The sequence below is a fragment of the Xanthobacter sp. 91 genome, assembly GCF_000702385.1.
Taxonomy (GTDB): Bacteria; Pseudomonadota; Alphaproteobacteria; order Rhizobiales; family Xanthobacteraceae; genus Xanthobacter; species Xanthobacter aminoxidans.
Genome location: NZ_JNIB01000001.1, coordinates 3,622,002 through 3,644,737, shown reverse-complemented (window position 1 = coordinate 3,644,737; position 22,736 = coordinate 3,622,002). Strand labels below are relative to the sequence as shown.

At 70.5% G+C, this 22,736-nt stretch carries 21 protein-coding genes; 5 read left to right on the top strand and 16 right to left on the bottom strand.

Features of this window, described 5'->3' with window-relative positions:
- Positions 1–4: 4 nt before the first annotated feature.
- From A37E_RS0117100 to A37E_RS0117080, 5 genes are all read left to right on the top strand, one after another.
- Entirely contained in the window at positions 5–382 is a 378-nt protein-coding gene (locus A37E_RS0117100) for a hypothetical protein (RefSeq protein ID WP_029557731.1), read from the top strand.
- 276 nt (positions 383–658) lie between these two features.
- Entirely contained in the window at positions 659–928 is a 270-nt protein-coding gene (locus tag A37E_RS0117095) for a hypothetical protein (protein ID WP_029557730.1), read from the top strand.
- 23 nt (positions 929–951) lie between these two features.
- Positions 952–1,398: a hypothetical protein gene (locus A37E_RS0117090; RefSeq protein WP_029557729.1), complete on the top strand. Its 447-nt coding sequence runs from the start codon at positions 952–954 to the stop codon at positions 1,396–1,398.
- Positions 1,399–1,540: 142 nt separating this feature from the next.
- The gene (locus A37E_RS0117085; protein WP_029557728.1) at positions 1,541–2,587 is read left to right on the top strand and encodes a DMT family transporter; all 1,047 of its coding nucleotides are present in this window, start codon (positions 1,541–1,543) and stop codon (positions 2,585–2,587) included.
- Between the two features lie 286 nt (positions 2,588–2,873).
- The gene (locus A37E_RS0117080; RefSeq protein WP_051679123.1) at positions 2,874–4,760 is read left to right on the top strand and encodes a hypothetical protein; all 1,887 of its coding nucleotides are present in this window, start codon (positions 2,874–2,876) and stop codon (positions 4,758–4,760) included.
- A 61-nt stretch (positions 4,761–4,821) separates the two neighbouring features.
- On the opposite strand, the gene A37E_RS0117075 is transcribed toward A37E_RS0117080, so the two are convergent.
- From A37E_RS0117075 to A37E_RS0117000, 16 genes are all read right to left on the bottom strand, one after another.
- On the bottom strand, positions 4,822–6,153 hold the full coding sequence (locus tag A37E_RS0117075) for a nitrate/sulfonate/bicarbonate ABC transporter ATP-binding protein (protein WP_029557726.1): 1,332 nt from the start codon (positions 6,151–6,153) through the stop codon (positions 4,822–4,824).
- Positions 6,154–6,173: 20 nt separating this feature from the next.
- Entirely contained in the window at positions 6,174–7,910 is a 1,737-nt protein-coding gene (locus A37E_RS0117070) for an ABC transporter permease subunit (RefSeq protein WP_024279869.1), read from the bottom strand.
- A 670-nt stretch (positions 7,911–8,580) separates the two neighbouring features.
- Complete coding sequence (locus tag A37E_RS0117065; protein WP_029557724.1) at positions 8,581–9,777, bottom strand: BatD family protein; 1,197 nt, start codon at positions 9,775–9,777, stop codon at positions 8,581–8,583.
- Entirely contained in the window at positions 9,774–10,397 is a 624-nt protein-coding gene (locus A37E_RS0117060) for a hypothetical protein (protein ID WP_038193290.1), read from the bottom strand. The genes A37E_RS0117065 and A37E_RS0117060 overlap by 4 nt, the downstream gene beginning before the upstream one ends.
- A complete protein-coding gene (locus tag A37E_RS0117055; RefSeq protein WP_029557722.1) occupies positions 10,394–11,266 on the bottom strand; it encodes a VWA domain-containing protein in 873 nt (290 codons plus the stop codon). The genes A37E_RS0117060 and A37E_RS0117055 overlap by 4 nt, the downstream gene beginning before the upstream one ends.
- Positions 11,263–12,231 carry a VWA domain-containing protein gene (locus A37E_RS0117050; RefSeq protein ID WP_038193288.1) on the bottom strand — a complete coding sequence of 323 codons (969 nt, stop codon included), beginning with the start codon at positions 12,229–12,231 and terminating at the stop codon, positions 11,263–11,265. The genes A37E_RS0117055 and A37E_RS0117050 overlap by 4 nt, the downstream gene beginning before the upstream one ends.
- Complete coding sequence (locus A37E_RS0117045) at positions 12,228–12,569, bottom strand: hypothetical protein (RefSeq protein WP_029557720.1); 342 nt, start codon at positions 12,567–12,569, stop codon at positions 12,228–12,230. The genes A37E_RS0117050 and A37E_RS0117045 overlap by 4 nt, the downstream gene beginning before the upstream one ends.
- Positions 12,556–13,404 carry a DUF58 domain-containing protein gene (locus A37E_RS0117040; protein WP_029557719.1) on the bottom strand — a complete coding sequence of 283 codons (849 nt, stop codon included), beginning with the start codon at positions 13,402–13,404 and terminating at the stop codon, positions 12,556–12,558. Before A37E_RS0117040 ends, A37E_RS0117045 begins: the two co-directional genes overlap by 14 nt.
- Positions 13,398–14,348, bottom strand: coding sequence for a MoxR family ATPase (locus A37E_RS0117035; RefSeq protein ID WP_029557718.1), 951 nt, complete (start codon positions 14,346–14,348; stop codon positions 13,398–13,400). Before A37E_RS0117035 ends, A37E_RS0117040 begins: the two co-directional genes overlap by 7 nt.
- Before the next feature lie 93 nt (positions 14,349–14,441).
- Positions 14,442–15,767: a histidine kinase gene (locus A37E_RS0117030; RefSeq protein WP_029557717.1), complete on the bottom strand. Its 1,326-nt coding sequence runs from the start codon at positions 15,765–15,767 to the stop codon at positions 14,442–14,444.
- Positions 15,767–16,402, bottom strand: a complete 636-nt coding sequence (locus A37E_RS0117025; RefSeq protein ID WP_029557716.1) for a response regulator transcription factor — start codon at positions 16,400–16,402, stop codon at positions 15,767–15,769. Before A37E_RS0117025 ends, A37E_RS0117030 begins: the two co-directional genes overlap by 1 nt.
- A gap of 191 nt (positions 16,403–16,593) precedes the next feature.
- Entirely contained in the window at positions 16,594–17,580 is a 987-nt protein-coding gene (locus A37E_RS0117020) for an ABC transporter substrate-binding protein (RefSeq protein ID WP_029557715.1), read from the bottom strand.
- Between the two features lie 154 nt (positions 17,581–17,734).
- Complete coding sequence (gene oiaK / locus A37E_RS0117015) at positions 17,735–19,108, bottom strand: 3-oxo-isoapionate kinase OiaK (protein WP_029557714.1); 1,374 nt, start codon at positions 19,106–19,108, stop codon at positions 17,735–17,737.
- Positions 19,105–20,349, bottom strand: coding sequence for a ribulose-bisphosphate carboxylase large subunit family protein (locus tag A37E_RS0117010; protein WP_029557713.1), 1,245 nt, complete (start codon positions 20,347–20,349; stop codon positions 19,105–19,107). Before A37E_RS0117010 ends, oiaK begins: the two co-directional genes overlap by 4 nt.
- Positions 20,350–20,439: 90 nt before the next feature.
- Positions 20,440–21,270, bottom strand: a complete 831-nt coding sequence (locus A37E_RS0117005) for a phosphogluconate dehydrogenase C-terminal domain-containing protein (RefSeq protein WP_029557712.1) — start codon at positions 21,268–21,270, stop codon at positions 20,440–20,442.
- Between the two features lie 67 nt (positions 21,271–21,337).
- Complete coding sequence (locus A37E_RS0117000) at positions 21,338–22,678, bottom strand: MFS transporter (protein WP_038193276.1); 1,341 nt, start codon at positions 22,676–22,678, stop codon at positions 21,338–21,340.
- Positions 22,679–22,736 lie beyond the last annotated feature (58 nt).

Genomic DNA, 22,736 nt, shown 5'->3' with positions numbered 1-22,736 from the left:
CCCCATGCTCAAGAGCCTGATCGTCGCCCTCGGCCTCGTCGCCGCCGGCCCGGCCCTCGCCCAGCACGCCCACGGCGCCCAGAAGGGGCCGAATGGCGGCCCCATGGAGGACGTGGCGGGCGTTCATGTGGAGATGGTCGTGGCCAGAGAGGCCGTGACCTTCAACCTGCTCGACGAGGCGGGCAAGCCGCTCGGCGCAGCCGGATTCACCGGCTCCGCCATGGTTGCGGCCGGGACCGAACGCAAGACGCTGCCGCTCGCGGCCGCCGGCGAGGCCCTCGCCGGGAAGGCTGCCGCGCCCGTACCCAAGGGCGCCGCCGTGACCTTGCTCATCAAGACGCCGGGCGGGAAGTCCGGTCAGGCCAAGTTCACGGCACCCTAGGACGGCACCGATGGCGCAGCTTCGAAGGCTCGGCGGCGCGGCTGCGGTCGTCATCGCCTTGCTCGGTCTCGGGTCGCCGGCGCTGGGCCTGGACCCGAGGCCGACCACCTATCGCGAAAGGCTGAGGCACGATTTCCGCGATGTGCAGCTCGGCCTCGCACATCCCGTACCCGACGGGCGCAGCACGCCTGTCGGCCCTCCGGCCACGCAGGGACGGTCCCGCGGGCCAACTACCGCCCCCGGCATCCCCGCCACACCGATTACGAAAGGCACGCCATGAAAGGCCCGCGCTACACAAGCCTCATCTGCCTCGCCCTCAGCAGCCTTGCCGTGGGCCCGGCCCTCGGAGACGGCATCCCGCCCGCGCGGCCGGCGAGCGCCTTGGACGCCGGCTGCGAGCATGGCAGCGCCGGCGCGCACAACCTCTTCTGCGCGAAGACCAAATCGGAATGCATCAGCAGCAACCGCGCATTCCGGCCGCACGAGATCACCCATTGCTCCATTCGCTATGACCAGTGCATGCGGGTGTGGGGCACGGCCAAATGAGGGCGGCGGCGTCTTCAGCGTGGATGCTGCGTCTTCTGGTGGCGGCCGCAACACCTCTTGCGCTCGGGCCGGCGCAGGCCAGCGAGAGACACAATGAGCGCGATCTGATCCGGGCCTTCACCTTTCAAAACCTCACGGTCTATTGCGGCCAGTTCACCCCCGCCGCCCTCTCCCAGACGGTCGGAAAGGACGGCGGGATCAACGGGCTGGCTCTCCATGTGAAGGCGGAAGCCGCAGCCGAACTTCCCGAGGCGGACGCCGATCGCCTCCTCCGGCGCTCCGCGGATACCGCGCGCGCCCTCGCACTGAACGCGGTGCGTCTGCACTATGACGCAGATCGCGAAGTGGAAAACGCCCGCATCACACAATGGTGCGACGCGGTCGTGGTACCTGCGGTGCGGCGGCATATTGAATCGCATGGTGCAGCGGAAGAGGGTGGCCCGACGGCGACGGAGCAGCGCCGGCCTTGAGGCGGTCTCACTCGGAACGCCGCTGGCGCCCTTCATCACCGAGCACGCCTGCCGGAAGGTCCCCGTGTGCGTTGTGGAGCATCGGTGCCAACCGTTTCATATCCCGCCCCAACGGATAGAAATACTCCCAAGGGAGGCGGCCATGAACACCGGAATTGTCTTCGCACTCGTCTCGGCCGGCCTGTTCGGCGCAAGCACGCCGCTCGCCAAGCTGCTCCTTGGCGCCATCGATCCGTGGATGATGGCCGGCCTGCTCTACCTCGGGGCAGGTGCGGGCCTCGCCGCCGTGCATCTGTCCCGGGCCGCGCTCCGGCTGCCGGCGGTGGAGGCGCCGCTGCGGCGGACGGACGTGCCGTGGCTCGCGCTGGTGATCCTCACCGGCGGCGTCCTCGGCCCGCTGCTGCTCATGTTCGGCCTCGCCCGGACCGACGGCGCGAGCGCATCCCTTCTCCTCAATCTGGAAGGTGTGGCGACCATGGCCATCGCCTGGATCGCCTTCCGCGAGAATGTGGACAGGCGCCTCCTTCTGGGCGCGCTCGCCATCCTCGCCGGTGCGGCGCTGCTGTCATGGCAGGGCCGGGCGACGCTCGACCTCGGCGCCATGCTGATCGCCGGCGCCTGCCTGTGCTGGGGCATCGACAACAACCTCACCCGCAAGCTGTCCTCCGCCGATCCCGTGCAGATCGCCATGCTGAAGGGCCTGATCGCCGGAACCATCAACCTGGTGATCGCGCTCGGCCACGGGGCGGCCTTCCCTTCGGCAGGGGCGGTAGCCGCGGCTGCCGTGGTCGGCTTCTTCGGCTATGGGGTCAGCCTCGCCCTGTTCGTGCTCGCGCTGCGCCATCTCGGCACCGCGCGCACCGGCGCCTATTTCTCGCTCGCGCCGTTCGCGGGCGCGCTCCTCGCTATCGCGCTGCTCGGCGAGGCTCTTACGCCCCAGCTCGTGATCGCGGGCCTCTTCATGGCGCTCGGCCTCTGGCTCCACCTCTCCGAGCAGCATGAGCACGAGCACGCCCACGAAGCTCTGGAACACGAGCACCGCCACCGCCACGACGCGCACCACCAGCACGCCCACGAGGCGGGCATCCCGGCCGACGAGCCGCACACCCATCGGCACCGGCACACACCCATGGTGCACCGGCATCCGCACTACCCGGACATCCACCACAGGCACGGGCATGGCGCGTGACGTCTGAGACCGGATTGCGCGCGGATCATCGATCGCGGCCGTCCGTCGTCGAGGCTTCCCTATATGCTCGAAATCCCTTCCCATAGGGAGAGGACACGAGACGGAGGTTCAGATGCGGGAGGGACAGGGACCGGATCTCATCCAACGCATGGCGCCTCCCCCCATGCGGCCGCCGCGCCGGTACCGCGCAGTCCTTGCGGGCGCGCTGGCTGCGGTGCTCGCCGCCATGCCTGGTGTGGCCGAGACACAGAGGGCATCGACCTCAACGTCGCCGGAGCCGGTGCGGATGGTGCTGGATCGGCCTGCCCTGAGCATGGTCGAGGCCAAGGGCTGGTCTTTCGCCGCGCTCATGGGCGCGCCCGGCGCGGCAACGCTCGATGCGTTGAAGGCCCGCAGCCCGCTCTATGGCGACCTCTCCCGCCAGCTCGGCGACGACGTGAAGGCGCTGCGGACGGAGATGGCGGCCAACAAGCGCCCGCTGTTCGAGGTCACCGACGACAATGTGGGCCGGATCATCGATCTGCGCTGGCTCGCCTCGCCCTTGGCCAGCTTCCGCCTCGTCGGCGTGGTCAACCGCACCGACCGGCGCGATTTCACCGCGCTGACATCCCGGCCGTCCTGCGGCGAGGTGCGCCTCATCTATCGCCTCGCCTATCGCTTCCGCCGGGGGGCCCTTGTCTATGCCTCCCGTCTGCCGGTGAACATCAATGCGGTGTTCGACGTGCCGGCCGCGGCCGGGGTCCCCTGCCCCGACCTCGCCCGCGCCTGGACGCCGCCGCACCCCGATATGGACGCGGCCGAGACGGCGAACTGGCTGGCGACCGGGCCGCTCGCGGGCCTCGCCTTGCGACAGATCGAGATCAACGCCCAGGTGGTCCGCCTGCCGTCCGGCATGGAAACCGAGCTCGGCGGGCAGGCCATCTATCTCATGCGGGTGTTCCGCATTGAAGGCGACCGCGCCATTCCAAAGCCGCTGGAAAACACGCCGGATGTGGCGCGGCTCGGCGCCGATGCCGCATTGAAGGCGCGTCTGGTGGACTATCTGCGCGCCCACCTGCCTGAGATCGACCGGGGCGTGTACCAGATCCCGGACGAGTTCCTGGCCGACAAGGCCCTCTCCTTCTCCACCTTCGGCAGCGCGCGGACCGCCAACCATCCCTTCGCCAGCCTGTTCACGCCAACGGATTTTGCCGGCCTGCCCTATGCGGACCTCGGCTATGTGGCCTCCCCGGCCGGGCTGATCGCGCGGCTCGATGACGGAACCTGCACCGGCTGCCATCAGGGCGCGGCGACGGCGGGCTTCCACCTGATCGGCCATGACGAGCCGGACGCCTCCCCCTTCAACGTGGTAAAGGTGCCCATCTCGCCCCATCTTTACGCTGAGGATGCGCGACGGCGTGCCTATCATGCCGCGCTGGCGGAGGGGCGCGACCCCGACGTGTTCCGGCCGCTCTCCATCGCGCCGCCAGCCTCATGGACCGGCGCGACCCCGCATGCGCCGATCACGGCGGCCGCCACCATGGCATGCCTGCTGCCCAGGGAGCCGGCGCCCTTCAAGGACGGATGGAGCTGCGGCGGTGCGTTCTCCTGCGAGGCCATCGCCCACAATCCGCGCCTGCCGGTGGAGACCGGCCAGTGCATGCCGACGCAGGACAAGGGCCGCAACAATGGCATCGTCTCCGGCATGGCCTGCCTCTCCGGCGAGATCGTGCCCGGCAGGGCGCCCTATCTCGATCGGTTCCGCATCCTCCGGCAGATCAACAGCCAGTCGGCGACGGTCTCGCCCACCGCCTACAATTGCCGGCCGGCAAAGCTCGGCGTGCCGGGCGGCGCGGCCTATCGCCAGTGTACGCCGGCCGAGCGCGCGTTCTCGGGATTCACGGCGGGCCAGGCACCGGCGGAAATCTGCGCCCTGGTCGGCGGCAAGGCGTTCGACTTGTGTGTCGCAACCGACAACTTCGCCAAATGCATGGATGCAAGCGTGGTCCGAGGCAACCGGCCGAGCTGTGGCACCGGCCGCTTCTGCCGCGAAGACTTCATGTGCCAGGCCCTGCCGCCGAACATTCCCGGCGTCGCCCCGGTGGCGCGGGACAACGGCTTCTGCTCACCCACGTATTTCGTGTTCCAGATGCGCATCGACGGCCATCCGGATCCGATCCAGGGCGTGAAATAGATCCGTCGGCCGGCCTCGGGGGAGGCCGGCCGACCACTCGCATGGACCTATCGCAGGTCCGTCAGGTCGGGTTTTCCAGATTGAACTGGCCGGCGTGCTCGTCATAGCCGAACAGCTCGCCATAGCGGCCCCAGGTTATGAGCGCACGCAGGGTCGTCTCGGCGAAGTCCTCGGACATGTGGTCCTCCAGTTCCTCGCTGAAGCGGGTGAACGGCGCGCGGTGGGTCGGCCGCTCGTCCAGCACCCGACGGATGAGGCCGGCCAGCGGCACGTAGGCCATCAGGTGATCCGCGAACAGGCGCTTGCGGGCATCCACCTCGGATTCGGCAAAGTGCCGGCCGGCCTCCGACAGCGTCACGTCGCCCGCTTCCACCCCGGCGAACCGCAGCAGCTGCAGCGTCTCGACGATGGGAAACAGCTCGTCCACCTCCATCTGCAAGGCGGCTGCGAGAACGGGGAGATCGGCCCTGCCGTTGTAAGGCGGCCCGGCCAGCGTCTCCATCAGGCCCGAGAGGAGGTTGGTGGAGATGTTGGGCAGAGCGGTGCCGATGCCCGCGATGCCGGCGCCTTCGTGCCTGGGCTCGCTCTTTTCCAGCGGCGTCCGCTGGGTCATGCGGCCATAGATGTCATCCACGATGGCGCGGAACACCGGGTCGAGCCGCGCGCGCGGATGCGGCAGGTCGATCTTGATCTCCGCCGCCACCCGGCCGGGATTGGAGGAGAAGATCAGGATGCGGTCGCACATGAGCACCGCTTCCTCGATGTTGTGCGTGACCATGAGGATGGACTTGATGGGCAGCCGCCCCTCGATCCACAGGTCGATCAGGTCGGTGCGCAGCGTCTCGGCGGTCAGCACGTCGAGCGCCGAGAAGGGCTCGTCCATGAGCATCAGGCGCGGGTGCACCACCAGGGCGCGGGCGAAGCCCACGCGCTGGCGCATGCCGCCGGAAAGCTCCTTGGGATAGGCACTCTCGAAGCCGTCGAGACCGATGAGGTCGATGGCCTGAATGGCGCGGCGGCGGCCTTCCGCCGCGGGCACGCCGATGGCGTCGAGACCGACCTCCACATTCTCCAGAACGGTGAGCCAGGGAAACAGCGCGAAGCTCTGGAACACCATGGACAGGCCCTCGCACGGGCCGGTGACGGGCTTGCCGCACCATTCCACGCGGCCGGTGGTGGGCTTCACCAGGCCGGAGATGATGCGCAGGAGCGTGGATTTGCCGGAGCCCGAGCGGCCCAGAAGCCCCACCACTTCGCCCTCATTGATGGTGAGCGACACGTCATCCAGCACCAGCAGGTCGGCATTCTCGCCCTTGTGGTAGATCTGCCGGACGCCTGAGGCGGAGACGAGGGTTTTCTTTTCGCTGTCGACGACAGAGGTGTGGTGTTCCATCAAGGTCATCTCATCCTCCATCAGTCGAGGCGCAGACGGCGGCCGGCGAAGACATAGAGCGGACGCCAGAGCAGTCGGTTGAACAGGATCACGAAGATCGACATCACCGCGATGCCGAGCACGATGCGCGGATAGTCGCCCGCGGCGGTGGCATCGGCGATGTAGGCGCCGATGCCGTGGGCGCGCAGCGTGGTGTCACCCCAGCTCGCCACCTCGGCGACGATGGAGGCGTTCCAGGAGCCTCCGCTCGCGGTGATGGCGCCGGTGACGTAATAGGGAAAGATCCCTGGCAGCATCACCTTCTTCCACCAGCTCCAGCCGCGGATGCGGAAGGTGCCCGCCGCCTCCCTCAAATCGTTGGGGAAGGCGCTCGCCCCTGCCACCACGTTGAACAGGATGTACCACTGGGTGCCGAGCACCATCAGCGGCGACAGCCAGATGTCCGGGTCGAGGCCGAGCCGGACGATGGCCACCACCGCGAACGGAAAGATGATGTTGGCCGGGAAGGCGGCGAGGAACTGCGCCAGCGGCTGCACCCGCTCGGCCCAGGCCGGCCGGAGGCCGATCCAGACCCCGATGGGCACCCAGATGAGGGTGGCAAGGGCGATCAGCACGATCACCCGCAGCATGGTCAACACCCCGAGGCCGAAGGCCTGCGCCACCTCCGGCCAGGTCAGCTCGGTGGCGACGAAGGTGACGATGGTCCACAGGCAATAGGCCGTCACCGCCAGCACCAGCGCGAGCCACACCTTGTCGGAGAGGGGGCTGGACAAGGCGCGGCGGGCATCCCCCGGCACCGCGACCGGAAGGGCGAGGCGCTGGCGCGGGACCGCGGACAGCAGCGCCCCCAGCGGCCCCAACAAGCGCTGGAACAGGCGGGTGCGCCGGGCCGCCGAGAGCAGCCAGGAGGACGGCGCGGCGCCGCTGGCGGAGGTCTCCACCCGGAACTTGTCGGCCCAGGCCACCAGCGGGCGGAACAGCAGCTGGTCGTAGATGAGGATGACGGCCAGCATGGCCAGCACCGCCCAGCCCACCGCCGGCAGGTTCTGCTCCTTGATGGCGAGGGCCACGTAGGAGCCCACCCCCGGCAGGGTGATGGTGGTGTCGCCCACCGAGATGGCCTCCGACGCCACCACGAAGAACCAGCCCCCGGACATGGACATCATGGTGTTCCACACCAGCCCCGGCATGGAGAAGGGCACTTCCAGCCGCCAGAAGCGCTGCCAGCCGGTGAGGCGGAAGGAGCGGGTGGCCTCGTCGAGGTCGCGCGGCACCGTCTTCAGCGACTGGTAGAAGCTGAAGGTCATATTCCAGGCCTGGCTGGTGAAGATGGCGAAGATGGCCGCCAGTTCCACCCCCAGCACCTTGCCCGGGAACAGGGACATGAAGCCCACCACGGTGAAGGACAGGAAGCCCAGCACCGGCACCGACTGGAGGATGTCCAGCATGGGGATGAGCACCATCTCCGCCCGCCGGCTCTTGGCCGCCAGCGCGCCGTAGAGGAAGGTGAAGACCAGCGAGGCGAGGATGGCCGCCAGCATGCGCAGCGTGGTGCGCAGCGCATATTCCGGCAACTGGGCGGGATCGAGGGAGACGGGCGTCTGGTTCAAGGCCGCGAGGGGCACGAGTGTGCCCTGCCCGCCGTGCACGATCAGGATGAGCGCGCCGAACAGCAGGCCGAAGGCCAGCGCATCCCACAGGTTCGGCGCGAAGCGCCGCCGACGGCCCGCCTCCAGGGCCGGGTGCTGCATCGTCATGACGACAGATCCGAATGCGATTGGAATTTACGGCGCCGACGGGCAGCCGGTGCCGGGAGGTTTCGCATGGGACTGGGGCTCACCCTGTCCTGCCGGGACAGCAGGAACCGCCCTGCCCGAGGCCGCGCAGCGGAGCACGGCCATGCGACGCCACAGTGACGGCGCCGCGATGGGGCTGTGGTCAGCCAGGATGGGTGCCAGGCCTGCGCCTGCGCGCGCATCGGCTTCGATCGCCGTCCTCGTTACGATGAGAGAACGCGATAGGTCTGCGGAAATACAGCGCCCGCATGGCTCACCTCTTGTCCCGGAGCCTGCCGGCGGGACGGTGAACCGGACGCGAAAGGTCAGGTCCGCGCGGCCGCGGGCGGGCTCGAGCTAGATCGACTGGAACTGTCCATCACCCGATTGCTTTCAAGAAATCCGGCCGGCCTGACGGTAGAGTCTTCGATGAACCCGCGAACGGGCACGCTCCATCTCCCAGGCATCCGGTGACGCCGCCTATCGCGCCCGGCGCCGGCGCGGTCAAGCGGAAAATGCGCGGTGCGGCAAGGCGTCCGGACTGACGCTGCGAGACTGGCTGCGGCGCCCCGGGACGGCAGCTGAGGCACGAAATCTCCGGTCATCGGCCAAGAATGGATGCATCCAGTGCGGCCTTGAGCCGTGCACCGCCCTACCTGCCGCTCCGTCTCCGGAGCCCATCGACCGCCCGAAGGATCGCCTTCGCCTCGGCCCCTGCGTCGAACGGCACTGCATCTCCGCCCCGCCCGTAGAGGCGCGCGTCGAGGCGCGCCGTCTCTTGCCCGCTCACCGGCAGTCCGAGTGCGCGCCACCGGCGCAGGTGGCGCTCCACCGCGCGGCGGAGCGCGAATGGCTCGCCGGTCCGCACCGCCCGGCGCACGGCGATACGGGTGGGGTCCACCGGCGAGAGCCGCCCGAGCGCCTTCAGCACGTCGTCCCGCCGGCGCGGCCCGAGGCCCGCGAGGACCAGCACACATCCCGCCAACAGCCCGCCCGTGATGGCCAGCGCCGCGGCCCGCACCTGCCCGGCGGGCAGATGCCCGGTGCCGCCGACCCCGGCATAGATGCTGGCATAGCCGAAGGGGATCGCCGGGATCTCCGCCGTGCGCATCTGCCGTGCTTCGGTGTCAAACCAGGGGATGGCGATGGCCGGAAGCACGGCGGGGTCGCCGGTGCTCGGCCGCAGGTGCCATTCCCATGTCACCGTCGTGACCGGCCCGTCCGGCGTCAGGCGCTGCGTGCGCGCCTCCGGCGCCGCGAAGCTGATGAGCCAGGGCGCGCGCACGATGGGGCGCGGCGGCACCAGATGCGAGGGCGCCCCCACCGCCTCGATGGTGACGCGGCGGACGAGGGTTTCCCCGTCGCGCAGCTTGCCGGGCTCGGCGGACAGCGCGTCGGTGACGGTGAGGCTGCGCGCCGCGAGCGTTGCCCCCTCGACCGGGAACGGGGCCACCGCCACCGTCACGGGCTCCGCCGTGACCGGCAGGTCCTCCCGCGGCGCATCGGTGCCCACCACGGTCAGCCGGTGCGTCACCGGCCCGATGGTGAGGGGACCCGCGTGGCGCGGGAACAGCGCGATGCGGCGCTCGAACACCCGGACGGACCGCCCCTCCACCTGCTCCGTCCGCCACTGGTCGCGGGCGAGCTGCATCCAGTCATAGTCGGGAGAATCGGGAAAGCTCAGCTTTTCCAGCGTGATCTGCCGCTCGTATTCGCCGCGCACGGTGACGGGGATCATCTCGCCCGCCACCGGCCGCATCTCGGGAATGACCAGCCGCAGGCTCTCCGCCCGCGCGGCGCCGGCCGGGCACAGGAGGAGCAGGAGGCAAAGCGCACGGCGTAGCCTCATTGTGCGTCTCCATCCCGCCCGATCAGGCCGAGCGCCGCCCGTCGCTCGAATTCCTTGCGCAGGCGCAGGCGCAGGTACGCGCCGGGATCGTCGGCGATGGTGTCGAGCCAGGCATCGGAGGCGACGATGCCGCGCGCCTCGATGGGCTTCTTCAACTCCGGGTCGGGGGTCGCCACCACGCCGTCGCCCGTGTTCGCGGATGCAGTGCCCACAGCAGCCGGGATATGGCCGCGGACGACGCTGGTTCCCACCGTCTTGGGCGCCAGCGCGTCGATGATCCCGCGCAGCCGGCGCGCCTCGGCGTCCGCCGGATCCACGAACAGCACGGCGTCGAGATAGGCGACGGACAGCGCGTAGCGGCCGGTCGCCGCGAGGGTCAGGGCGCGGTTGAAGGTCTCGCTGCGGCCGGCCTCCGCGAAGGCCGCGTCCGCGGCGGGGTAGTCGCCCGCCCGGTAGAAGGCGATGCCCCGCGCGGCGGCATCGTCCTGCCAGCGCGCCGTTCCCGGCGCCCCCGCCCAGAAGGCGAGCCGCGCAAGGGAGGACGGCCCCGCAAGCATGAGGCAGGCGAGGCCCGCCGCCGCCATGAGGAGGATGCGCCGTGCCGGGGAGAGGCCGCTCATGCACGCCTCCGGAACAGGGCGAGAAACGGGACGAGCGCGAGCGCCGCGACCAGCGGGCCGAGATCCTCGAACATAAGCCCCGCCGCCCGCCCGTCACGCGTGAGCGCCGCCGAACCGGACAGGCGGTCGATGACCGGCCGGGGCGCACGGGCCGGCGCGGATGCGACGCCCAGCGCCTCGAGCGACGCCCCTCCGTCGCTCCCCGCGCCGAGGGCGAGAGTGAAGAGGCGGACGCCGCCCATGGCGAGCCGCGCCGCCTCCGTGCGCGCCGCTGCATCGAGGCCGCTGCCGTCCGAGATCAGAACGAGATCCGCGTCCGGCGTCCCCTCCAGCATGCGGCGGGCGAGCCGCAACGCGGCGGCCGGCCGGGCGCCACTGCTCGGCATGGTATCGGGGCCAAGCACGGCGATCAGGCTCTCCAGCACCGCGGGATCACCCGTCGGCGCCGCCACGTCATAAGCCTCGTCGGAATAGAGGATGAGGCCCACCGGCCGCCCGGCCGCGGCAGCCATGACGCCGGCGGCGGCGGCCTGCGCATCGGCCAGCGCCGCTCCGGCGACGCCGGGCGTCAGACCGATGGCCACCAGCACGGCCCCCGCCCCGGCGAATTGCGGGGCGTCCGCGCGCGGGATCGCAGGCCCCGCAAGGCCGAGGCCGACCAGCGCCGCCGCCGCCACCGGCATCAGGCTGGCACCGGCATCGTCCCGGCGCAGATGGCCGAGGGTGCGCATGGCCGCCAGCATGGCGGGCGTCATCACCCGCCCCCAGCCGCCCGCCACGGGGCCGCGCCGCCACAGCCAGACGGCCAGCGCGGCGAGGAGCGGCAAGGCGGCGAGCCACCAGGGGCGGAGCAGGACGAAGCCATTCATGAACGCCGCCCCATGGCCGGCAGCAGGGCCAGCAGCGCGGCAAGGACGAGCGCCGCCGCCGCGGGCCACATCCAGAGGGAGCGCCAGTACAGGGTCGGGGGGCGCCGCATGGGGTTCGGCTCCAGCCGGTCGAGGGTCGCGGCCACGTCCACCAGATCGTCGAGGGTGCGCACCCGGAAACTCGCCCCGCCGCCGGCGGCGGCAGTGGCCCGGAGGCCGGCGACATCCACCGCATCGCTGGCGTCCGGCTGGCTCTCCAGATCCTCCGGTCCAAGGGCGATGGTGTGCACGCGGATGCCGTGGCGGGCCGCAAGCTGCGCCGCGTCGCTCGCCTGCACCTTGCCCGAGGTGTCGATCCCGTCCGAGAGCAGGATCACCGCTTGGGACTTGGCTTCTTTGGACCTGCCATCGCTGCGGGAAAGGCGGCGCACGGCGAGGCCGAGCCCCTCGGAAATCGCCGTGGACAGGCCGGAGATGCCGATCTGCAACGTCTCCACGGCGCGGGCCGTGGAAGCCACGTCGAAGGTGGGCGGCTGCGCCACATAGGCCCGGTCGCCGAAGACGACGAGGCCGATCCTGTCGCCCTGCCGGCCGGCAATGAAGCGCGCCGCGACCGCCTTGACCGCGTCGAGGCGCGACAGCGGCCGGCCGTCGAGCACGAAGTCCGTCTTCGCCATGCTCCCCGACAGGTCGAGGGCGAGGATGATCTCCCGGCCGGACGCGGTGGGAAGGCTCACGGGCGTGGCGACGCGCGGCCCGGCCAGCGCCACCACCAGCGCGATCCAGGCCCCCGCGCGCAGCAGGGCCGCGACGGGGTCATGGCGCAGGCCGGACGGGGCGGCAGCGGCAAAGGCGGTGGCATCGACGGCGAGCGAAGCCATCGCCGGCGCCCGCGCCGCGAGGACGCGCCCGACCAGCCACGGTAGGGGCAGGAGCAGCAGGACGAGGGGAAAGGCGAGGCTCATCGGCGCGCGCGCCTCGCCTTCAGCGCGATGCGCTCGATGGCCTCGGCGCCGGGCGGCGGCGCGGCGCCGTAGGCCGCGGCGCGCAGTTCGTCGGGCAGGCGGCCGAGGATGCGGGCGATGGCGAGCAGCCGTGCCTCGGGCTCAAGGGAGCGCACCGCCCGGAGCCGCGCACGGAGCGGGACAGGCCGCGCGAGGAGCGGCAGCACGAGGGCGCAGCACAGCGCGCCGAGGAGCAGGCCGAGGCCGAACAGGGCGACAAGGTCGGTCGCATGGAGCGCCATCAAGGCGGGCGGCAGGCGCCCTTCCGGCAAGGCGGCGATCAGCTCAGCCTGCGTCATCCGGGATCACCTCGAGGCTGACATTCAGGCCGGCCATCCGGTCGGCCAGCGGTGCGGGATCGAACGGGCGGAGCCGCGCCAGCCGCCGCTCCGCCCCGGCATGGATCGGCAAAGGCGCGGCGGGCGGCGCCACGTCGAGCGGATCGAGCGGAAGCAGCACGCGCACCCGCCGCTGACGCGCGAGGCGTGCCAGCGCCGCCTCGTCGGCCGGGCGGATGCCATCCGGACCGGTGGCGATGAGCACCTCCGCGCCCGACGGGACCATGGCCACCGCCCGCGCCAGCACCTCGCGCAGGGACGTCGCCCCGTCTCCCCTCCGGCCCGCCGCGAGCGCGCGGTCGTGGCTGTCGGCCAGCATGTGGCTGATGCGGCCCATCTGCGCCACCCCGGCGCCCGCGGCGGCGACGGCAACGCCGGATGCATCGAGGCTGATGGCGGCGAGGACGGCGCGGCGCGCCACCGCCTGCCAGCCGCGCCGCGCCAGAACGCGGGCAGCGCGCACCGAGCGCAGGCTGTCCCCGGTGCCCCAGAGCATGGCCGGCCGGAAATCGGCGATCAGCAGCACCGTGTCGTCGCGCTCCTCGTGGAAGCTGCGGATGTGCGGCGCGCCGGTGCGGGCGGTGGCGGCGGGATCGATCCGCCGGAAGTCGTCGCCTTCGGCGAAGGCGCGGATCTCCCGAAGGTCCATGCCGGAGCCGGCCGGGCGCGCCTGCACCGCGCCGGGGCGCCGCGTCACCGGGCGGTGGCGGGCGGGCGGCAGGCGCGTGTCGCGCAGCGCCAGCAGTTCGGCCGCGACGAGCCGGATGCCGGGCACATCGAGCGCCGCCGTCACCATGGCTCCACCGCCTTCAGGATGTCGGCGACGAGGCTGCGGCCGGTGCGCCCTTCGCCGACGGCAGCCCAGGTCGGCACCAGCCGATGGGCCAGCGCGTCGGGCGCCAGGGCGATGACATCCTCGGGCAGGCCGTAGTCGCGCCCCTTCAGCCAGGCGAGAGCCTGCGCCGCCGCGGCCAGCGCCAGCGTGCCGCGCGGCGAGACCGGGTGTTCCACCCATTCGGCAACCACGCCACCGGGCCGCGAGGCCATCACCAGCCGGACGATGAAATCCTTGAGCGCCGGAGCGAGATGGACGGTCGCGACCTCGGCCTTGGCCTGCGCCAGCGTGTCCGGCGACAGCGCGGCCTCCGCCTGCGCCGGACCCGCGATCCGCTCGGCGGCGACGAGATCGAGGATCGCGCGCTCCTGCTCGGCGTGGGGCAGTCCGAGGGACAGGTGGAGCAGGAAGCGGTCCATCTGGGCTTCGGGCAGGGGAAAGGTGCCCTCGTGCTCGATGGGGTTCTGGGTCGCCACCACCATGAAGGGCTGCGGCAGCGGGCGGGTGACGCCCGAGGAAGTCACCTGCCCCTCGGCCATGGCTTCAAGCAGCGCCGACTGCACCTTGGGCGGCGCCCGGTTGATCTCGTCGACCAGAACGAGCGCATGGAACAGCGGGCCGGCGACGAAATCGAAGCGTCCGGTCTCCGGTCGAAACACCTGGGTGCCCGTCAGGTCCGAGGGGAGCAGGTCCGGCGTGCACTGGATGCGGGCGTGGCTTCCCGGCAGGCTGGCGGCGAGGCGCTTGACGGCGCGGGTCTTGGCGATGCCCGGCGGTCCCTCGATCAGCACATGGCCGCCGACCAGCAGGGCGATCAGCAGCCGCTCCACCAGCGCCTCGTGGCCGATCAGCCCGGCGGCGACGGCGCTGCCGAGGCGGGTGATCGGATGGCTCATGTCGTTCATGCCCGGCGCCTCCCATGGTCGGGAGAGGATGCGGGCGCCCGGCGCCGCGCCGCCAGAGAGCCCTTCCCGGCCGGTTCGGGAAGATCACCCGGATCAGCGGGGAAGACGTGCCGTCGCCCGCATGCCGCCGCCCGACGGCGCCAGCGCGAAGCTGCCGCCCAGCGCATCGACCCGCTCGCGGATGCCGAGCAGGCCGAAGCCGTCGCCCGCCCGGCTGTCGGGCCGCGCGGCGCCGTCGTCCTCGACGGTCAGGGTGATCGTCTCGGCGACCTCCAGAGTCAGGATGACGCTGCCGGGGCCGCCATGGCGGACGGCATTGGTGAGGCATTCCTGGGCGATGCGGTAGAGGCTGAGGGCGAGGGTGTCCGGCACCGCCTCCATGTCGCCCTTCAGCTCCAGCGCGAAGCGGATGGCAGGCACGCGGCTGCGCCAATCGGCGACGAGCCGCTCCAGCGCGTGGCGCAGGCCGAGGTCGTCGAGATCGGGCGGGCGCAGGCGGGACAGCTCGGTGCGCAGGCTGTCCATCATCTGGCCGCTGATCTCGGCGATCCGCGCGCCGTCCTCGGCGGTGGTCTCCTTCGACTGCGCGATGGCCGTGGCCAGCGCGCGGGTGGCGGTGAGGCACTGGCCGAACTCGTCGTGCAGCTCGCGGGCGAGCGCGCGCCGCTCGCTCTCCTGCATGGTAAACAGGCGGCGCGTCAGCTCGGTGCGCATGGCCTGCGCCTCCCTGAGCGTCTCCGCCGTATGGTTCAGCGCCGTGCTCAGGCGATCGAACTCGGCGACGTGGAGCGGCGGCAGCCCGGCCGAGAAGTCGCGCCGCTGGAGGCGCTCGATGCCGCTCAGGATGATGCGGAACGGGGCGAGGAGCCGGACCATCAGCAGGCCGGTGAGGATGGAGCCGCCGACCGCCATGCCCACCGCCACCCGCATCAGGTCGCCGGTCCGCGTCCAGGCCCGGCTCATGACGACGCCGGTGTCGGCCGAAGCGGTGACATAGGCATCGGTCAGGTAGCGCGTGCGCACCGGCACGGACATGGGCTCAGGCATCAGGCCGAGGTGCCCCGCCAGCCAGACGAACCAGCCCGGCGGCGCCACATCGGCGGCGACATAGGGGCCGCAGCGCCGGTGCAGCGGATTCTCCCGCGCGCCGAGTTCGACGCAGATCCCCGGTGCGATGAGGGTCCAGGCGGGAAAGGCCTGCCAGTCGCGGAACACCGGCACCGGCGCCACGCCGCCGAAGGCGAGCCCCTCGAAGCTCGGGCGGGCGGCGATGGCGTCGGCGACGCGGACGGCGGTGGTCGCCACATCCTGCCGCGCGGCCTGCGCCGTATCCCACAGCACCCAGCCGGCGGCGACCACCACCGTGGCAAGCCCCGCCGCCAGCACGCGCAGCACCAGCTGGGGCAGGAGCCGGCGCATCAGATGGCCGGGACGAGGCCGGACCGCTGAGCCTTCAGCACCAGATCGGCGTCACCGGAGGCGCCGAGCTTGGCCCGGATCAGCGACAGGTTGTTCTGGACGGTCTTGGAGGAAAGCCCGAGGCTGCGGGCGATGGAGCGGCCGTTCATGCCGCGCGCGACGAGCAGCAGGATCTCGCGCTCACGCGGTGTCAGGCTGGCGATCTCGTCGGTGCCGAGCGAGGTGCGGGCCAGCTCCTGGGCCATGTCGGACGACAGCGCCCGCCGCCCCGCCGCCACCGCCGTGATGGCCTTGACCAGTTCCTCCGGCGGGCTGCTCTTGGACACGAAGCCCCGCGCGCCCGCCGCCATGGCCTTCTGGGCGAAGATGGCGCCCTGGTGCATGGACACGACGATGATCCGCGCCCCCGGATCGCGGGCCACCATGGCCTCCACCGCCGTGAAGCCGCCGCCGCCGGGCATGGACAGGTCCATCAGCACGATATCCGGCGCATGGGCGGCGAAGGCGGTGAGCGCCGCGATCCCGTCGCCCGCCTCGGCCACGACAGAAAGGCCGGGCTGACGGTCGAGCAGCCGGCGGTAGCCCTCGCGCACGATCGGATGATCGTCGACCAGCAGAATGCGGATCATGTCCATGGGGCGAGGATATCCCTCCGCGGCGCCCGCACAATGGGGCGCCGGGCTTGGGAGGGCTCCGCGGGGGCCGCGACCGTCCGGGTCGGGCGGTCTCGGCGAGCCCGGCGCGATACGCGCGCCCTCCCCCCGTTGAACTCGGCTCACTCGTGCCTCGGTCTATTCGACCTTCGACGGTGAGGCGCGGCTGACCCTCAGCTGCCGCTGCGGGTGCGCAGCTGCGGCACGAACAGGTCGCTCCAGCTCGCCGGCTTCGCCTTGATGGAGCCCGCGAGGTGCATGAAATCGGCAATCTTCATGATGCCCTCGGGGGTGGTGGAGAACCAGGTGTCCTTGTCCTCCAGCATCTCCAGCACCTCCTGCTGGGTGGTCTTCACCTTGGAGGAGCGCACATAGATCTCGGCTGCGGCCGCCTTGTCCCTGGCGATGAACGCGTCCGCCTCGTCGAGCGCGTCGAGGAAGGCCTGCACCACCTTCGGGTTGGCATCGACGAAGCGCTTGGGGGCGAACGTCACGTCCATGGTCAGGCGGCCGAGGATGTCCACCGAGTTGGCCACCCGGCGCACATTGGGGTTCTTCACCTCCAGATAGGAGAAGGGCGGCGAGGTGAAGTGCGCGGTGATCTCGGTCCGGCCGGCGGTGAGGGCCGCGAGCGCCTCGGGATGGGGCAGGCCCACGGTCATGGGATCGAGCTTGGCATAGTTTTCGCGGCCGAACTCCTGCGCCGCCATCATCTGGAGAATGACGGCCGAGAGCGATGTCTTGATGCCCGGCAAAGCGATCTTGTCGGAGGACTTGAAGTCCTTCAGCGAATTCACGGCCGGATTGTTGGTGTTCATCCACAGGGCGGTGGAGGACAGGCCGCTGATGCCGACCACCTCCACGTTGGGGATGCCCTTGGCCTTGGACCACAGCGTGATGAAGCCGGGCGCGCCGGTGCCGGCGATGTCGAGGGAGCCAGCCATCATGGCGTCGTTGATGACGTTGCCGCCGTCCAGCATCAGCCAGTTGACCTTGAGCGGGCCAAGGCCCGCCTTCTCCGCCTGCTTCTCCAGGAGCTTCTGGTCCTCCATCACGATGAGCGGCAGATAGAGGATGCCGTAGCCCTTCGAGATGCGGACCTCCTTCACTTCCGCCTGCGCGGCGCCGGCGGCGAGCGTGGCAGCGATGGCGACGGCGATTTCAGCGTGATCCTCGAATTGCGCTGAACCGGGCGCGCTCCGAGCCGGAGCGGCAGCTCGATCCCGTCGATCACGGCGCGGGCGCGAAGAACGATCGGGCCTGCGGCATCAAGACAGCCGGCCCTGGGAGTGCGCGACAGGAATGCGGAGCGCCTCAGCCCCTCACCTGAGGGAAGAAATCGGTCGGCCCCATCTGGCCGCCCTTCAGCACCAGTTCCAGCCCGTCATAGAGCGGATCGTCGGACCATGCGCGGCACAGGGGGGCGCCGGGGGCGAGGCCGGCAACGATGTCGAGGGCGAAGATGTTGAGCGCCTCCATCACCTCGCCGGAACTATCGCCGCCCGCCACCATCACCCGCCGCACCGCGCCGCTTTCCACGATGCGGCGCATGATCTCCGCCAGCACCGTGCCCACCCGCCGCGCCGCATCGGCACGGGAGAGGCCGGCCACAGCGGCGGTGGCGTCGAAGTCGGTGACGGCCGGGTCGTCCGGCCCCTCGGCGCTGTAGACGACCGGGCTCAGGCCACGCGACAGCCCATCCATGGCCGTGGCGACGGCGCGGGCGATTTCCGCCTCCCGATGGGCGTCGGAGAGCGCGTGGGAGAGGTCCAGCCGCTCCGTGTGGAAGCCTGCGGTCCGCGCGTGAGCGAGCTGCGCCGCCGTCACCGGCGAGCAGCTGCCCGAGACCACGGCGATCTTTTCCACGGCACTGGCCTTGGGCAGACCGGGTGTTTCCGGCAGCAGACCGAGGCTGCGCCAATAGGCGGCGAGCGCATATTGCAGGCCGGAGGAGGAGGCGGAGAACAGGCCGTCGCCGCGGTTCTCCCAGATGAGCCGCCCGGCCTCCACCAGGGTCGCCTCGTCCATCACGTCGATGAGCACCACGGGCGTGTCATCGCCCCGGAGCGCGTCGCAGCGCGCCTGCGCCTGGCCGGCGCGGAGCTCGGCGAGATCGATGAGGGCGATGCGCCGGTCCGTCTGGCGCGCGATATGGCGGCCGAGATCCGCCTCGTCCATGGGCGTCACCGGATGACGCGACATGGTGGGGTGACGGTCGAGCCGGTAGGTGGTGCCGTTCCAGGTGACGAACAAATTGCCGAACATCTGGTAGCGGCCGAGGCGCGGCACGCCCACCACCATGGGCGACCAGCCGCCGCCCATCTGCCTCACCCCGAGATCGATGGCGCGGCCGATGGAGCCCACATGGGGGGCGGAATCGAAGGTGGAGCACACCTTGTAGTGCAGCACCGGCGCGCCCAGCGCCGCGAGGCGGGCGAACAGAGGCGGCAGCTCCTTGTCCATCCACTCCGGCGAGCGCCCGCGCGAGGAGCCGGCAAGGCCGATGGCGCGGGCATGGGGAAAGCGCGCGCGCATCTCCTCGGTGGGCGGGCGCAGGAACAGCACCGAGGGCACGCCGGCCGCGGTGATCGCCTCCAGCGCATCGGTGGAGCCGGTGAAGTCGTCGCCGTAATAGGCGAGGAGCAGGCCCTCCGGCAGCGCCGCCCCGGTCTTGGTCCCCGAAATCATCGCCAGAAGCCGAGCGCGGCCTTCAGCGCGGTGCTGCGGGTCGCCTCGTCCTCAAGGCTCGCCCCCGCCATGGCCGCCCGCCACGCCGCCCGCAGCGCCTCGACGCCGGCCGGCACCCCAGCGGGATGGCCGAAGATGCCGCCGCCTGCCGTGTGGATGAGATCGGCGCAGCCGATGGCGGCATAGGTCTGTGCCGCCTGCCGTCCGGTCTGGCCGGAGGAGAAGACCGGCATGGCTTCCATGGGAGCCGCGTCATTGATAGGCGCCAGCACCGCGCGGGCGGCGGCGATGACGCTCTCGTTGCTCTCGGAGAACTTGTTGTAGAGCCCGTTCACATGCAGGTGGTCCACCCCCGCCAGCCGCCAGAGCTGCTGCCAGGGGGCATAGTCCCACCCCAGCGCCGGGGCGCGGTAGAGAGTGCCCCAGCCGGCGCGGTGGCCGTGCAAGGGCAGCTGGGCATGGCGGGCGATCTCCCGCACCCCCACGAGGCCGATGGAATTGAGGCAGACCATCACGCAGGTGCCGCCCAGCTCCAGCACGAGGTCATGGCGGCGGCGCATCTCGTCCAGGTCGCCGGTGATGTTGAAGGCCACCATCACCTTGCGGCCCCGCCGGTCGGCGGCATCGTTCACCACCCGCATCACCGCCCGCACCCGCTCCTCGAACGGGCAGCGGCCGCCGTCGGCCTGCAGTTCGTCGTCCTTGATGAAGTCAATGTCCCCGGCGATCAGCTCCCGCACCTGCTGCGCGGTCTCCTCCGCCGTGAGGCCGATGGAGGGCTTGATGATGGTGCCGATGATCGGCCCTTCCGCCACTCCGGCGAGGCGGCGGGTGCCGGAAATGCCGAAGGCCGGACCCTTGAAAGCTGACGTGAAGCCGAATGGCAGCTGAAGGCCGGTGATACGCAGACCGGAAACCTGGTGTAACTCGAACAGATTGCCGGCGATGGTGGACATCAGGTTCGGCAGGGACGGGCCGAAATTCTCCACCGGCCAGGACAGTTCGAGCGTCGCCCTCGTGTAGCGATCGGACGCCATGGCGCCCGGCAGGCTGGGCCGATCTACCACGTCAAGTATCTCAAGACGCTCGACTTTCGCGCCCGAGCGCTGCTTCAGCTCCGCCGTCTCGGTGGCCAGCGCCACGAAGGTGCCGCTCGACTGCTCCCCGGCGATGACCTCCGCCGTCCGCGCCGGGTCGCCCCCGGTCTCCATCCAGTAGGTGGCATGGACACGATCGCTCATTACAGGGGTTCCCAAGGTCGTCTGTCAAGTGAGTCCAACCAATTGCCTTTGTTGAGGAATTGGTTGGGCTCTCGGGGGAGCTGGTACCGCTCAGGTGATGCGGCGGATGCTCTCGGCGATCTCGTCATTGTCCAGGCACTTGAGCCAGTCGTCCCGCATCAGCCGCGGCTTGCCGAACTGGATGGCCTTGTTGCAAGCATCTGAGAACATGCCCGGAATCTCCTTGAACGTCACCGCCGCAAGGATGTTCATGTGGCCCAGCAGGAAGTCCCGCGCGCACTCCGCCGGCACCCCCCGCCGCACCGTCTCGTCCATGGCTTCGCGCATGACATCGAGCAGGGTGGCGCAGATGGTCTCGGACAGGCCCGGCTCCAGGATCGCCATCTGTTCAACGGTCAGGCGATAGGAGCGCAGGATGGGGGCGTAGATGGCCTTCGCCACCGCCTCGCCCAGGGCGAACGCCTCGTCCGGCCCCTGCATCAGCGCGGAGGTGATGGACTGCTTCGCCGCCACGCCGCCGAAATAGTCGCGCCGGCCTTCCTCGGTGGTCTCGTCGTTGAAAATCAACGGGTGGCAGGGGTGCGAGACGAAGTAGATGAGGTCGGGCCGCTCCGGCAGATGGCCGGCGAAGGGCGCCGCGGCGTCCAGCAGCATCACCATGGTGCCTGCCTTCAGCTTGGGCGAGATGGCGTGCGAGACCTTGCCGATGAGTGTGTCCGGCACGGCGAGGATGACCACGTCGGCGCCGTCGAGGGCGGCATCCACCTCGATGCAGTCGACGCCCACCTCGTCCTTGAGCCGCTTTTGACCGACCTCGCTGACCTCCACATGGGCCACGCGGAAGTCCGTCTTGGCGAGGTTCTTGGACAGGCGCACGCCCATCTTTCCGCCGGCGCCGAACAGCGCGATCTTCGCATCCATCTTGTTTCTCCCGTCGTCTTCATCGGGGCCGGCAGGGCCGGCCCCTCGTGCTTGTTCAGTTGCGCCGTCAGGCCGAGCGCGCCGGAGCCGCGGCCCTGTCGGCGAGGCTCTCGCCCTGCCGCGCCACCACCAGGGTCAGCACCGCGGACAGGAGCATGAAGCCGCCCACCAGCAGCATCGCCGCCTGGAAGGAGCCAGTGGCATCCTTCACCCATCCGGTGATGAAGGGTGCTGCAAAGCCGGCCACATTGCCTACCGTGTTGATGAGGGCGATGCCCGCCGCCGCGCCGGCGCCCGACAGGAAGCGGGCGGGGATGGCCCAGAAGTTGGGCAGTGCCGAGAAGATGGCGCAGGCCGTGACCGTGATGACCGCCACCGTGGCCGCAGGCGAGTTCATGTAGAGCGCCACCGGGATGGAGACCGCGCCGATGAGGGCGGGCAGGCCCACATGCCACGGCTTCACGCCGGTCTTCGCCGCCTGCCGGCTCCACAGCACCAGGGCGAACGCCGCGGGCAGATAGGGGATGGCGGTGATGAAGCCCTTCTGCATCACGCTGAACTTGGAGCCGAACTGGGCCTCGAAGCCGGAGATGATGGTGGGCAGGAAGAAGGCCAGCGCATAGAGGCCGTAGATGAGGCCGAAATAGACGAAGGAGAGCAGCCACACCCGTCCGTTCAGCAGCGCGCCGGTGGCGAGGATGTTGTGTGAGCCGCCCTTCGCCTTCTCTTCCTTGGCAAGCTCGGACGTGAGCCAGGAGCGCTCCGCGGCGGTCAGCCATTTCGCGTCGGCCGGCTTGTCCACGAGGTAGAACCAGGCGATCACGCCCACCACGATGGCCGGCACCGCGACGCCGAAGAACATGACACGCCAGCCGGCAAGGCCCATCAGCCCGTCAGCCCCGATCAGCGCCGACGCGAAGGGCGCGCCGATGACGATGGTGAGCGGTTGCGCCACATAGAACAGCGCCAGCACCTTGTTGCGGTGACGCGCCGGTACCCACAGGCTGAGATAGAGGATCGCGCCGGGGAAGAAGCCGGCTTCGGCAACGCCCAGCAGGAAGCGCAGGAAATAGAGGCCTTCCACGCTGCTCACCCAGGTGAACAGCAGGGCGACGATGCCCCAGGTGACCATGATGCGGGCCAGCCAGCGGCGGGCGCCGAACTTGTGAAGCGCAAGGTTGCTCGGCACTTCCAGAAGGATGTAGCCGAGGAAGAAGATGCCCGCGGCGAAGCCGAACTGTGCGGCGTTCAGGCCGAGGTCCTTGGTCATGCCGTTGGGTCCGGCGAAGGACACGGCGGTACGGTCGAGGAAGTTGATGAAGAACATCAGGCCGATGAACGGCGTCAGCCGCCAGCAGACCTTGCTGATGGCCGACCGCTCGACGGCCGACACCTCGGGCTCAGGCATGGTTATCCTCCCAGATAAGGCAGATGGGTTGCCGTCTGCGCATTCTTGTTTTTGGGCT

Excerpts from the sequence above, each read along its gene's own strand:
- A37E_RS0117100 (WP_029557731.1), top strand. The coding sequence starts at position 5 with ATGCTCAAGAGCCTGATCGTCGCCCTCGGCCTCGTCGCCGCCGGCCCG.
- A37E_RS0117040 (WP_029557719.1), bottom strand. The coding sequence starts at position 13,404 with ATGGTGACGGCGGCGCTCGATGTGCCCGGCATCCGGCTCGTCGCGGCC.
- A37E_RS0117005 (WP_029557712.1), bottom strand. The coding sequence starts at position 21,270 with ATGGATGCGAAGATCGCGCTGTTCGGCGCCGGCGGAAAGATGGGCGTG.
- A37E_RS0117035 (WP_029557718.1), bottom strand. The coding sequence starts at position 14,348 with ATGAACGACATGAGCCATCCGATCACCCGCCTCGGCAGCGCCGTCGCC.
- A37E_RS0117075 (WP_029557726.1), bottom strand. The coding sequence starts at position 6,153 with ATGGAACACCACACCTCTGTCGTCGACAGCGAAAAGAAAACCCTCGTC.
- A37E_RS0117090 (WP_029557729.1), top strand. The coding sequence starts at position 952 with ATGCTGCGTCTTCTGGTGGCGGCCGCAACACCTCTTGCGCTCGGGCCG.
- A37E_RS0117060 (WP_038193290.1), bottom strand. The coding sequence starts at position 10,397 with ATGAGCGGCCTCTCCCCGGCACGGCGCATCCTCCTCATGGCGGCGGCG.
- A37E_RS0117085 (WP_029557728.1), top strand. The coding sequence starts at position 1,541 with ATGAACACCGGAATTGTCTTCGCACTCGTCTCGGCCGGCCTGTTCGGC.
- A37E_RS0117050 (WP_038193288.1), bottom strand. The coding sequence starts at position 12,231 with ATGAGCCTCGCCTTTCCCCTCGTCCTGCTGCTCCTGCCCCTACCGTGG.
- A37E_RS0117065 (WP_029557724.1), bottom strand. The coding sequence starts at position 9,777 with ATGAGGCTACGCCGTGCGCTTTGCCTCCTGCTCCTCCTGTGCCCGGCC.
- oiaK (WP_029557714.1), bottom strand. The coding sequence starts at position 19,108 with ATGATTTCGGGGACCAAGACCGGGGCGGCGCTGCCGGAGGGCCTGCTC.
- A37E_RS0117025 (WP_029557716.1), bottom strand. The coding sequence starts at position 16,402 with ATGGACATGATCCGCATTCTGCTGGTCGACGATCATCCGATCGTGCGC.
- A37E_RS0117000 (WP_038193276.1), bottom strand. The coding sequence starts at position 22,678 with ATGCCTGAGCCCGAGGTGTCGGCCGTCGAGCGGTCGGCCATCAGCAAG.
- A37E_RS0117045 (WP_029557720.1), bottom strand. The coding sequence starts at position 12,569 with ATGACGCAGGCTGAGCTGATCGCCGCCTTGCCGGAAGGGCGCCTGCCG.
- A37E_RS0117030 (WP_029557717.1), bottom strand. The coding sequence starts at position 15,767 with ATGCGCCGGCTCCTGCCCCAGCTGGTGCTGCGCGTGCTGGCGGCGGGG.
- A37E_RS0117010 (WP_029557713.1), bottom strand. The coding sequence starts at position 20,349 with ATGAGCGATCGTGTCCATGCCACCTACTGGATGGAGACCGGGGGCGAC.
- A37E_RS0117095 (WP_029557730.1), top strand. The coding sequence starts at position 659 with ATGAAAGGCCCGCGCTACACAAGCCTCATCTGCCTCGCCCTCAGCAGC.
- A37E_RS0117055 (WP_029557722.1), bottom strand. The coding sequence starts at position 11,266 with ATGAATGGCTTCGTCCTGCTCCGCCCCTGGTGGCTCGCCGCCTTGCCG.
- A37E_RS0117070 (WP_024279869.1), bottom strand. The coding sequence starts at position 7,910 with ATGACGATGCAGCACCCGGCCCTGGAGGCGGGCCGTCGGCGGCGCTTC.
- A37E_RS0117080 (WP_051679123.1), top strand. The coding sequence starts at position 2,874 with ATGGTGCTGGATCGGCCTGCCCTGAGCATGGTCGAGGCCAAGGGCTGG.